Raw genomic sequence first — 12,188 nt, 5'->3', positions numbered from 1 at the left:
CTTTTTTTGGAATATAAACTTCGATATTCGCAGTATAGTGAACGTTCTATTTTAATAGAATGGCCAGCGATTATTGATGATTTTATGTTAAAAGATATACTGAATTTTAAAAATAAAATCCAACTTAATTATAGTAAATTAATTGTTGAGATAATAACTGGATATAATTCATTATTAGTAATTTATGATTTTACTATTGATAATGTCAATGATAGGTTTATAGACTTAAAACAATTATATCTAGGCTTGTTAGAAACTAACTATTTAGAATCTCTTACTTTTAAAATTCCTGTGTGTTATGATGCTGAATTTGGTGTAGATTTAGAGAAATATTCTAGAGAAAAAAAGCTTTCAAAACTTGAAATTATTAAGCGTCACACGGCACCTATTTATACTGTTTTTTTTATCGGATTTTTACCTGGATTTTTATACTTGGGTGGACTTGATTCTAGCTTACATTTAAATCGTAAAGAAACACCTAATCTTAACGTTAAAAAAGGCTCGGTTGCGATAGGTGGAGAACAAACAGGAATTTACCCTCAAGACAGTCCTGGAGGATGGCATATTATTGGTAATTCTCCTATAGAATTATTTAACCCAAAACAGAATCCACCTTGTTATATTAAAGCTGGTGATAAAGTAAAGTTTCATGCTATTTCAAAATCTAAATATTTAGAAATTCAAAATGAAATAGCACATTCAAGGTTTGATGCAAAAACACTTTTAATTAATGATTAAAGTATTAAAAGCAGGATTTTACTCTACAGTGCAAGATCAAGGACGTTATGGATATCGTAATTTTGGTGTGCCTGTTTCTGGTGTTATGGATAGTTATTCAGGTGAATTTGCAAACAGACTTTTAGGGAATGATATAGATTGTGCTGTTTTAGAGATGACTATGATTGGTGCTGAACTTCAATTTTTAAAACCTACCACAATTGTCATTACAGGTGCAAATATGCGACCAGTGTTAAACGGAAATGCCATTGAAATGTTTAAATCAATTTTAGTTAAGGCTAATGACATTATTTCTTTTAGACATGCTGAAGGTGGATTTAGAACGTATCTTGCCGTAAAAGGTGGATTGTTGTCAGATTTTGTATTAGGAAGTAGAAGCATGGCAAAAGAGATTACAACAACTGTAAAAATTGCTAAAAATGATATTATAGAGTACTCAAGTTCTTCTAATATTGTCAATCAAAAAAACGCAAAGCTCAAATATAATTCTTCACATTTTAAAACTGATATTTTAGAAGCCAGCAGAGGTCCAGAGTTTCATAATTTATCAAAAGAACAACAACTATTGATATGTAAACAAGATTTTAAGATTTCTAAATACAATAATCGAATGGCATATCAATTAATACCTGAGTTTAAAAATAATTTAGCACCAATTTTAACAGCGCCAGTTTTGCCAGGAACGGTTCAATTAACACCATCTGGTCAGCTGATTGTTTTAATGAGAGATTGTCAAACAACAGGTGGATATCCAAGAATTTTTCAATTAACAGAAAACTCTGTGAATGTCTTAAGTCAGAAAGCTACTGGTAATGCTTTAAGAATCAGGCTAAAAGGTTAAAATTGTAAGAAAACCTTTGATTAAAAATTCCATATGTTAAATAAAATCAATAATTTACATTAGCTATTAACTAAATTTAGATAAATATGAAAAATTTTGTATTACTTGTCCTAGGTATCATTTTGGGTGCTACCGTTATGTATTTTTATACTCAGAATGATTTAAGAACGATTGAAGAACCTCCAATGGTTAAGCCTCCATCTGGTATAATATCTCCAGCGAAAATTAAAACAATGACTCAAGCTTATAATGAAAGATATAAACTTATAAATGATTCATTATTTAACCCTCTTAAAATTGAAGATAATAGATCGTCTTGGTTTAAATTAGAGGTTATAGAAGATTATATAGCGTACGCAAAACAGCAAGCTGCAGATAATCAGAAAACTATGGATGGATTACGTCTATATATTGGTGCACATCCAACTGTAGATTCTATTCCTGGTTTAACAACATTGCTTTTTGTACCAACAGGATATGATGCAAAATCTAAAGGAAGTATCTTTTCATTTCAAGGAGGTGGAGGAGATTTAACTAATTCTGACGGATTAAATAATGGCGGTCACGGAAAACCACCAGGAGCAAATTATCCGCAATAAAGTATTTTAAACGTTTATTAATGGGTTTTGATGATTTTGTTTTTCATCTCATGGAGCTTATTGCGGCTTTGTCGGGTTCGTTCTACTATTTAAAGACAAAAGACAACAGAGTTCAACCTTTTATTTGGTTTCTCTGGGTAATTGTTTTTGTTGAAACTTTTGGAATGTATGGTTACATCTTGCTAAATAATTACGATAATGAAATTTTTATTTGGATAAAAAATAGTGAGTTATGTAGAAATACTTGGCTTTATAATATTTATAATTTTTCAACAATATTTTTTTTGGGTCTTTTTTTTAATAGGATACTCAAAAGTAAAGTTTCTCAAAAAATTATCGTTTTTGTAGTTGTTTTTATTAGTTGTTCAACGATATTGTATTTTGCTATTAGTGGCAATTTTTTTAAAATGTCATTACCATATGATTTTTTAATGCAAACATTTGCCGTTTTTATTTTTGTAATGCTCTATTATTTTGAATTGTTAAACAGTGATAAAATATTGTATTTCTATAAGTCACCAATTTTCTATTTGAGTACAGGTATTTTATTATGGTTTTTATGTGTAAGTCCTTTATTTATTTTTGATGGCTATTTGTACGCAATCAATAAAGATTTTTTAGATTTTAGATATTTTTACCTGTTTATCGCAAATATATTATTATACTCATGTTATACTTTTGGATTTCTTTATCCTCTGCATATCAGAAAACAATTAGTAACGAAGAAATAGCATTAATTTCTTATGTTATTTTTATTACGTTAACATTGGTTACGGCTTTTGTGTTGTTTTTTGTTGTGTTTCAGAAACGAAAAAACCAATTATTGATTAACCAAGTTAAACAACAGCAAAAATTTGATGAAGAGCTTATTAAAACTCAACAAGAAATTCAAGATGAAACTATAAAACACATTGGTAGAGAATTACACGATAATATAGGGCAAATGTTGGTTATGTCTACAATGCAAATGAATGCTGCTGTAAAAGTGGTTGATAATGATGCTAAAACTAAAGTTAGTAATGCAGCCGAAACTTTAAAAAGTACTTTAGATGAAGTGAGAGCTTTGTCTAAGTCTTTAAATAGCGACGTTATTTTTAATTTGGGTTTTCAAAAAACTGTTAAAAATGAAATACATCGTTTAAATAAAACTGGATTATTAGAGGCAAGTGTATCTATAATAGGTGAGAAGGTTGATTTTGAAAATAAAAAGGACGAAATTATATTATTTCGAATACTTCAAGAGTTTTTCTCTAATACCTTAAAATATGCCGAAGCAGACCAATTAAAAATCACTATCGATTATCAAGAAAAAGTCTTAAGTATTACTGCAGAAGACAATGGAATTGGTTTTAATATTAAAACTGCAGAAAAAAGCTCTGGTTTAATAAATATGGAAAAACGTGCTGAATTATTAAATGCAGATTTTCAATTAGAATCTAGAGCAGGCAAAGGCACTATTTTAACTTTAAAATACCCTTATAAAAGCGCTTAAATATTATTACAGGCATTCCATAGAGGATCGCTTGGTAAAGGAGCAGTGATTATAATTTCTTCTTTTTTTACAGGATGAATAAAACGCAATGTTCTTGCATGTAAACTTATGCTTGCGTCCTTATTACTTCTATTAAATCCATATTTTAAATCGCCTTTAATTGGGCAACCAATAGAAGATAATTGTGCTCTAATTTGATGATGTCTTCCTGTTTCTAAATCTATTTCTAAAAGGTAGAAATTATCTAATGTTTTAATTGTTTTATAATGCAGAATCGCTTTTTTACTGCCTTCAATTTCTTTGATATAAGCTGTAGATTTATTGTTTTTAGGATTCTTTTTTAGCCAATGTATTAAAGTATCACTCGTTTTTGGTGGTTGGTTTTTTACTAAAGCCCAATATGTTTTTTTTGCAGTTTTCTCCGCGAACAGTTTATTCAGTCTAGGTAATGCTTTACTTGTTTTGGAAAAAAGAACAATACCTGTAGTTGGTCTGTCTAATCGATGAACAACACCCAAATATACATTTCCTTCTTTATTGTATTTATCTTTTAAATAAGACTTTACAACTTCACTTAATGGTTTGTCTCCAGTTTTATCACCTTGTACAATATCACCTGCACGCTTGTTTATAACAATAATGTGGTTGTCTTCGTGAAGGACTTGAAGATTGTTTTTATGAGATAAAACTTTAGACATGTTTAGATTGTAGCATTGCTAAAACAAAATATTATAGGCAAATTATAAGTGCCTGTTTTCCGCTTTGAGATATTATTAGAGCTAATTAATACTGCTCTTTATCACTTGGGAAATCTACAGATTTTACATCCTCAACATATTGTCCTATAGCCTTTGTCATATCCTCATAAAGATTCATGTAACGTCGTAAAAATCTTGGATTAAATTCGTGCGTCATACCAAGCATATCGTGTAAAACTAAAACTTGTCCGTCAACGCCATTACCAGCTCCAATACCAATTACAGGGATTGAAACACTTTCTGCTACTTCTTTAGCTAATGCGGCTGGTATTTTTTCTAGTACAATGGCAAAACAACCTATTCTTTCTAGCATTAAAGCATCTTGTTTTAATCGTTTAGCTTCTTCCTCTTCTTTAGCTCTTACAGTGTATGTGCCAAATTTATATATAGATTGTGGTGTTAAACCTAAATGTCCCATTACAGGAATTCCGGCATGAAGAATTCGTTTTATAGATTCTTTTATTTCTTTACCACCTTCTAATTTAACAGCATGTCCTCTAGATTCTTTCATTATTCTAATCGCAGAGCGCAAAGCTTCTTTTGGATCACTCTGGTAGCTTCCAAAAGGTAAATCGACAACAACTAACGCACGATTAATTGCTCTAACCACAGAAGATGCATGGTAAATCATTTGATCTAATGTAATAGGCAGTGTGGTTTCGTGGCCAGCCATAACATTACTTGCAGAATCACCAACTAAGATGACATCAATTCCCGAACCATCAACGATTTTTGCCATTGTATAATCGTAAGCCGTTAGCATTGATATTTTTTCGCCTTTAGACTTCATATCGACTAAAGTTTTAACGGTAATTCTTTTATATTCTTTTTTTGCTGTTGACATTGTTATTTTATTAATTAGCGTAAAAATAAAGAGATTTGTTAAACTAATGATTAATTAGGCCTACAAAAAATATTGAATCTGTATTCTATTCAATTATTACTGCTATCTGTAATCAAAGTTTGTTATTAATATTAATGAAGAGCATCATATTTAACAATCCGTTAAATGAACACCAACCGCTAAACCTCCTTCAGATGTTTCTTTGTATTTGGTATTCATATCTTTTGCGGTTTCCCACATGGTATTCACAACTTTGTCTAAAGGTACTTTAACGTTTTTAGGGTCTGTATCTAAAGCTAATTCTGCTGCATTTATGGCTTTAATTGCTCCCATAGAATTTCGTTCTATACAAGGAATTTGCACCAAACCACCAATTGGATCACAGGTTAATCCTAAATGATGCTCCATAGCAATTTCGGCAGCAACTAATACTTGTTCTGGTGTTCCGCCTAATAATTCACATAATGCACCTGCTGCCATAGCAGATGAAACTCCAATTTCTGCCTGACAGCCACCCATTGCAGCGCTAATTGTAGCACCTTTTTTAAAAATACTGCCAATTTCACCAGCTACTAACAGAAATTTTTTGATGTGTTCAAAATCAGCATCATGGTTTTCTATTACCAAATAATACATCAGTACAGCCGGAATAACACCAGCACTGCCATTTGTTGGAGCAGTAACAACTCTACCTAAAGAGGCATTTACTTCGTTAACAGCCAATGCAAAACAACTCACCCATTTTAAAATCTGGCGAAATTTAACTTCTGTTGTTCTAATGGTTTTTAGCCATTCTTGTGGATTTTGGTATGTGTTGTCTCCAATTAAATTTTTGTGTATGTCAAAAGCCCGACGTCTTACATTTAATCCACCTGGTAAATTACCTTCTGTGTGGCAACCAACATACATACATTCTAACATAGTGTTCCAAATACGTTTTAATTCAAAATCAATTGATGTTTCTTCTCTAATTGATTTTTCATTTTCAAGTACTACTCCAGAAATAGGAAGATTTAGTTGATGACAGAATTTAAGTAATTCATCGCCATATGCAATAGGATATGGAAACGTACAATAGAAAATAATTTTATTGGCTTTAGCAATTTTACGTTCTTCTTGCACTACAAATCCGCCACCAATAGAGTAGTAGGTAGATTTGTAGTTTCTTCCATTAATTAAGGCTGTAAAAACCATTCCGTTAGAATGAAATGGTAAAAATTTTCTATTAAAAACTATATTGGTTTTAAAATTGAAAGGAATTGCCTTTTCGTTATTGAACATTATGACGTTTTTAGTCTTTACGTCATCTATAATAGAATTAATACTTTCAACAGGTATGCGTTCTGGATCAGCACCAGTTAAACCTAAAATAACAGCATAATCTGTAGCATGGCCTTTTCCTGTTAAGGATAAAGAACCATAAAGGTCTACTGTGATTTTTTCAACTTTATCAAAACGTTTTTTGTCCTTTAATTCTTTAATCCATCGTTCTGCAGCGCGCCAAGGTCCTAAGGTATGAGAACTTGATGGTCCTACACCAATTTTAAGCATGTCAAAAACAGAGATACATTCCATTTGCGATAACTATTTTAAGAAGAACAAATATACGTTTTGTTTAATTTGAAGACATAAAAAAACAGCTTTAGAAATTTAAAGCTGTTTTTATAATTTAGTTTTTATAGTTATTGCACGTATTGCATAATGTCTTCAAAATTATTAACATCTAAATTACTACTGTTTACAAAGTCTACAGGTAAAATAACTATTCTAAATGTTTGATTAATTCTTTCCTCATCAAACAATAAATCAAAATCAAAATTAGGATGCGATTCAATAAAAATACTAACGAAATCAAAATTATGCTCAAAGTTATATTGAAATTCTTCTCCAGCTGATATGTATACTGTTTCAGGAAGAGATTTCCATACATCATAACCATCTACAACATCTTTTAGATGGTAAACTAATACCATATCAGATTCTAATAAATCAATATCAAGTGGAATTTCTATATCTTCTTGATAGTTTGGAGCTGTAAAATCAATTGTTCTTTCAAAAGATTGTCCCACAAAGTTTACACCGTCTTGTCCGTCAATACCGTCATAGCCATCAAATCCTGGAGGTCCTTGTTCGCCAGTACAAGAAATTAATAATACAAATAATGTAATAATAGATAATATACGTTTCATGTTTAAATTGTTTAGGTTTCTTTTTAGATATCAATATTGATACCAAAGTATAGTATTATTCAAACATTAATGAAAAAACCTATCTGACATCATGTCATATTTTTTGTCATGGCATAATCATTGACTATTACTAATCGAGTTTAAAAAATTAATAACACGATACTTTCCGTGAAAGCGGAAAACTAATAACAAATATAATTATGAGTAAGATTATTGGAATTGATTTAGGTACAACCAACTCTTGTGTTTCTGTAATGGAAGGTAATGAGCCAGTTGTAATCCCAAACGCTGAAGGTAAGAGAACAACACCTTCAGTTATCGCTTTCGTAGAAGGTGGTGAAATTAAAGTAGGAGATCCTGCAAAAAGACAAGCGGTTACTAACCCAACAAAAACAGTTTATTCTATTAAACGTTTTATGGGTAATAAGTATTCTGAATCTAAGAAAGAAGCAGAACGCGTACCATATACAGTGGTAAAAGGTGACAACGATACGCCAAGAGTAGATATCGATGGTCGTTTATATACACCTCAAGAATTATCAGCTATGATTCTTCAAAAAATGAAGAAAACTGCTGAAGATTATTTAGGGCAAGATGTGTCTGAGGCTGTAATTACAGTACCAGCATATTTTAACGATGCACAAAGACAAGCAACAAAAGAAGCTGGTGAGATTGCAGGATTAAAAGTTCGTAGAATTATCAACGAACCAACAGCCGCAGCATTAGCTTACGGAATGGATAAAAAAGGTACTGACCAAAAAATCGTAGTATTTGATTTTGGTGGAGGAACGCATGATGTGTCTATTCTAGAATTAGGTGATGGTGTTTTTGAAGTATTATCTACAGATGGAGATACACACTTAGGTGGTGATGATGTTGACCAACGTATTATTGATTGGTTAGCAGAAGAGTTTAAGGCAGATGAAAACATGGACTTACGTCAAGATCCAATGGCTTTACAACGTCTTAAAGAAGCTGCTGAAAAAGCAAAAATTGAATTATCATCTTCTGCACAGACAGAAATTAACTTGCCTTACGTTACAGCAACAGCTAGTGGACCAAAACATTTAGTGCGTACATTAACGCGTTCTAAATTTGAACAATTAATTGATGATTTAATTAAGCGTACTATTGAGCCATGCGAATCTGCATTAAAAGCTGCAGGTTTATCAAAATCTGATATTGATGAAGTAATTTTAGTTGGTGGTTCTACTAGAATCCCAGCGGTACAAGAAGCTGTAGAGAAGTTCTTTGGTAAGGCACCAAGTAAAGGTGTAAACCCAGATGAGGTTGTTTCTTTAGGAGCTGGTATCCAAGGTGGAGTATTAACTGGTGATGTAAAAGATGTTCTTTTATTAGACGTTACGCCATTATCTCTTGGTATTGAAACTATGGGTAATGTAATGACAAAGTTGATTGAAGCAAATACAACGATTCCGACAAAGAAATCGCAAGTATTCTCAACAGCAGCAGATAATCAGCCATCAGTGGAAATTCATGTATTACAAGGTGAGCGTCCAATGGCAGCAGATAATAAAACGATTGGTCGTTTCCATTTAGATGGAATACCACCAGCAAGACGAGGAACACCTCAGATTGAAGTAACGTTTGATATTGATGCTAATGGTATCATTAAAGTATCTGCTACAGATAAAGCAACAAATAAAACACAAGATATCCGTATTGAAGCATCATCTGGATTAACAGAAGAAGAAATCCAAAAGATGAAGCAAGATGCTGAAGCAAATGCAGAAGCAGATGCTAAAGCAGCTGAAAATGCTAAAAAATTAAATGAGGCAGATTCTATGATTTTCCAAACAGAGAGTCAATTAAAAGAATTTGGTGATAAATTATCTGATGATAAGAAGAAGCCAATTGAAGATGCACTAGAAGAATTGAAAAAAGCATACGAGTCAAAAGATATCGCAGTTATTGAACCAGCTTTAGAGAAAATTAACGAAGCTTGGAAAGTTGCAAGTGAAGAAATGTATAAAGCACAAGCAGAAGCGCAAGGTGGAGCTGCAGGTCCTGAAGCAGGAGCAGAGCAACCAGCTGATGAGTCTAGCGATGTAGAAGATGTTGATTTCGAAGAGGTTAAATAATTAATTCTTGCGAACGCAGGCATCTTAAAATAATAAAACGTAACCATTAATTTGGTTACGTTTTTTATTTTAAGGTATTTATTTACTTCAAAACCGACGTTTGTCGATAACTTAAATCACTTCTTCTAATTCCTGTAAATTAATACAGACTTCATTGTTTAATTTAAAATTGGTGTGGTACATTTACGTTAAATCCCTCATCAAATGAACCTCTATTCGTCACTAAAACGAGTACTAACTAAGCATATCTTAAACTTAAGAAAGCGTTTTTGGGAATTCAACTTAAAAATGAATTCAAGAGCTTATGTTAAGGCTATTATTAATGAAAATAAATCACCAGAATTAAGTAATAGTGAAGTTAGCCAAGCTAAATCTTTTTATAAATCTAAAGGCTATAAATTAGGTAATACTTATTGGCATAAGTATTATAAAGGTTTAACTAATGAATTTCATGTTAACTATATTCCAGAAGATATTTTTAATGCTATAATTTCTCCTAGTCTTAATCAAATGCGCCAATGGCCAGCCTTGTTAGATAAAAACTTATCTTATAATATATTTAAAGAGTTTGAGCAACCAAAGGCTGTTATTCAGAATATTAATGGATTTTATTTTACAGATGGTAAAATTATAAATGAAAATGATGCGCTAAAAAAATGTAATACAATTAATAAGACATTAATTATAAAACCAACCATAGACTCGGGTGATGGTGTAATGGTTAATAAATTTACGGTTGACAACCATAAGACCACTTATAAAAATCTTACCGTATTAGAATTATTTAAAAAATATAAAAAAGACTTTATAATACAAGAAGAACTAGAGCAGAGCGATGTTTTAAAAGCGTTTAACCCATCTTCTCTTAATACGGTAAGAGTAATGACGTATTTAAAGAATGATGGTGTACATATACTTTCTTCAGTGCTTAGAATTGGCCAACCCAATAGTACTACAGATAATTTTTGTGGAGGAGGTATTATTTGTGGATTAGATGCTAATGGTAATTTAAAAAGAAGAGCTTATACTAGAGATGGAGCTATATTAAATAAATCGCACACAAAAGTTGTTTTTGAGGGTGTTACTATTCCTAATTATAATGCATTAATAGAAATGGTAAAACAGATGCATCCTAAAGTGCCTTATTTTAAGATTGTGTCTTGGGATATTGGAATTAATAAGGAAAATCGACCGGTTTTTATTGAGTTTAACACCTATTATCAAGATGTAGATTTACATCAAATTACAAATGGTCCATTATTTGGAACGTTTACAGATGAAATTTTAGAGCTTAGTTTAAATCCTGAAAATTCTAATTATAATTATTTATAACCTTTCGACGTTTGCCAGATGATAAAGCAGGTATTTCGTCTACATAAGTAATACTAACAACGGCATCTTCCCCAAAATCTGATTTAATATCAGCTATTAATGCGTCTTCAAATTTAAACGTATCTTCTTGAAGGTTTAATTTTACTTCATATTCTTTTTTACCTTGTTGTATAAATTGATACTGTTTTAATAAATGGTAATATTTATAAAATTTAGTATAAACCACAAAAGATGACAACATATTGCCTTTAGAGTCAAAAATAAGGTCCATTTTTCTGCCGTCAATCTGAGAAAAATAAGTAATACCATTTTCATCTATACCAAGTTTGGCAATATCTCCTGTGTCGTATCTAATTATAGGCATTGCGTAATTAAACAAATCGGTAATCACAATTCTGCCAAATGCGCCTGGTTGTGCAGGCAAATCATTATCTAAATTTAGCAATTCTATTTGGTAACTTGCATGATTAATAACAAATCGATTAGGTGCTTTTAATGTTTGCTGTGCAATGATTCCTATTTCTTCACTAGAATACCTTGATAGAATTGTAGTATCTAAATGCTTATTTAAAGTTGTTTTGGTGTATGGATTTAAATATTCAGAATTTGCAATAACTGATGTAATCTTTAAGTCTTTTAAATATAGATTATTTCTTTCGAGATATTGCGTTATCATTTCGAGAGCAGAAGCAAAACCAAGAATGGTTTTAGGTTGTTTATCTGACTTTAATAGATTTAAAAAAGTTCTAATTCTTGCGTCTGTTAGTCTAGATATATCAAACTGAATAATATTCTGTAACCAAGATTTTAATTTCCCCTTTTTATTATGATCTCTCCAAACTTCTAGCTCATAAAGTCTATTACCAATTTTGAAATTAGATTGGTCATAAAAGTAGACTGCATCTGCATGATTTCTATGGCGTTTATTTTGATTCTGAAACAAGAAAAAAGGTACACCTGTAGAACCACTTGTAGATACCTTAAAGTTTTCCTTATCAATAAAAGAACGAGATTGAAATTGCTTAAAGTTTTCTTGAATAATGGTTTTTCTTATTACAGGAAAATCCGAAAGGCTGCTATCACTATTATAATTCTTATAAAAAGGTGTTGTTTCTACAGCATGCTTTATAAGTGCTTTTATATGTGTTTTCTTTGTTTGTTTGGCCTTTTCTGAATTAGGTTGTTCAATACCAAGTTTTATTTCACTTAATTGATTTTTGATATATCCACCTTTAAATCCATCAATCAACCAAAAGAATTTTTGTCTAGCAAAATTTAGAAGCATAAAAAAAT

11 protein-coding genes are annotated in these 12,188 nt (G+C 31.1%); 6 read left to right on the top strand and 5 right to left on the bottom strand.

Annotation, left to right across the window (positions count from 1 at the left end):
- Positions 1 to 6 precede the first annotated feature (6 nt).
- The 4 genes from pxpB (at position 7) to HNV10_RS11015 (ending at position 3,670) form a co-directional block, all read left to right on the top strand.
- On the top strand, positions 7 to 738 hold the full coding sequence (gene pxpB, locus HNV10_RS11030) for a 5-oxoprolinase subunit PxpB (protein ID WP_173301407.1): 732 nt from the start codon (positions 7 to 9) through the stop codon (positions 736 to 738).
- A complete protein-coding gene (locus HNV10_RS11025) occupies positions 731 to 1,579 on the top strand; it encodes a 5-oxoprolinase subunit C family protein (protein ID WP_173301406.1) in 849 nt (282 codons plus the stop codon). Before pxpB ends, HNV10_RS11025 begins: the two co-directional genes overlap by 8 nt.
- Before the next feature lie 86 nt (positions 1,580 to 1,665).
- A complete protein-coding gene (locus HNV10_RS11020; protein ID WP_173301405.1) occupies positions 1,666 to 2,178 on the top strand; it encodes a hypothetical protein in 513 nt (170 codons plus the stop codon).
- Positions 2,179 to 2,845: 667 nt separating this feature from the next.
- The gene (locus tag HNV10_RS11015) at positions 2,846 to 3,670 is read left to right on the top strand and encodes a sensor histidine kinase (RefSeq protein ID WP_173301404.1); all 825 of its coding nucleotides are present in this window, start codon (positions 2,846 to 2,848) and stop codon (positions 3,668 to 3,670) included.
- Here HNV10_RS11015 and HNV10_RS11010 read toward each other — a convergent pair.
- The 4 genes from HNV10_RS11010 to HNV10_RS10995 all read right to left on the bottom strand — a co-directional run bounded on the left by HNV10_RS11010 (position 3,667) and on the right by HNV10_RS10995 (position 7,461).
- Complete coding sequence (locus HNV10_RS11010; protein ID WP_173301403.1) at positions 3,667 to 4,368, bottom strand: RluA family pseudouridine synthase; 702 nt, start codon at positions 4,366 to 4,368, stop codon at positions 3,667 to 3,669. The two genes, HNV10_RS11015 and HNV10_RS11010, sit on opposite strands and share 4 nt — an antisense overlap.
- Before the next feature lie 85 nt (positions 4,369 to 4,453).
- Positions 4,454 to 5,272 carry a 3-methyl-2-oxobutanoate hydroxymethyltransferase gene (panB, locus tag HNV10_RS11005; RefSeq protein WP_173301402.1) on the bottom strand — a complete coding sequence of 273 codons (819 nt, stop codon included), beginning with the start codon at positions 5,270 to 5,272 and terminating at the stop codon, positions 4,454 to 4,456.
- 150 nt (positions 5,273 to 5,422) lie between these two features.
- On the bottom strand, positions 5,423 to 6,847 hold the full coding sequence (locus tag HNV10_RS11000) for an L-serine ammonia-lyase (RefSeq protein WP_173301401.1): 1,425 nt from the start codon (positions 6,845 to 6,847) through the stop codon (positions 5,423 to 5,425).
- Positions 6,848 to 6,954: 107 nt separating this feature from the next.
- Positions 6,955 to 7,461 (bottom strand): dihydrolipoamide dehydrogenase, encoded by a 507-nt coding sequence (locus tag HNV10_RS10995; protein ID WP_173301400.1) that lies wholly within the window; start codon positions 7,459 to 7,461, stop codon positions 6,955 to 6,957.
- Positions 7,462 to 7,661: 200 nt separating this feature from the next.
- Here HNV10_RS10995 and dnaK point away from each other — a divergent pair, with 200 nt between their 5' ends.
- The gene (dnaK, locus tag HNV10_RS10990; RefSeq protein WP_173301399.1) at positions 7,662 to 9,563 is read left to right on the top strand and encodes a molecular chaperone DnaK; all 1,902 of its coding nucleotides are present in this window, start codon (positions 7,662 to 7,664) and stop codon (positions 9,561 to 9,563) included.
- Positions 9,564 to 9,851: 288 nt separating this feature from the next.
- Positions 9,852 to 10,895, top strand: a complete 1,044-nt coding sequence (locus tag HNV10_RS10985; protein WP_173301398.1) for a sugar-transfer associated ATP-grasp domain-containing protein — start codon at positions 9,852 to 9,854, stop codon at positions 10,893 to 10,895.
- On the opposite strand, the gene HNV10_RS10980 is transcribed toward HNV10_RS10985, so the two are convergent.
- Positions 10,876 to 12,180: a phenylacetate--CoA ligase family protein gene (locus HNV10_RS10980; RefSeq protein WP_173301397.1), complete on the bottom strand. Its 1,305-nt coding sequence runs from the start codon at positions 12,178 to 12,180 to the stop codon at positions 10,876 to 10,878. The genes HNV10_RS10985 and HNV10_RS10980 overlap by 20 nt on opposite strands.
- Positions 12,181 to 12,188 lie beyond the last annotated feature (8 nt).

The sequence above is a fragment of the Winogradskyella litoriviva genome (genome assembly GCF_013249065.1).
In the GTDB taxonomy this organism is placed as follows: domain Bacteria; phylum Bacteroidota; class Bacteroidia; order Flavobacteriales; family Flavobacteriaceae; genus Winogradskyella; species Winogradskyella litoriviva.
This window is presented reverse-complemented; position numbering and strand designations above follow the sequence as displayed.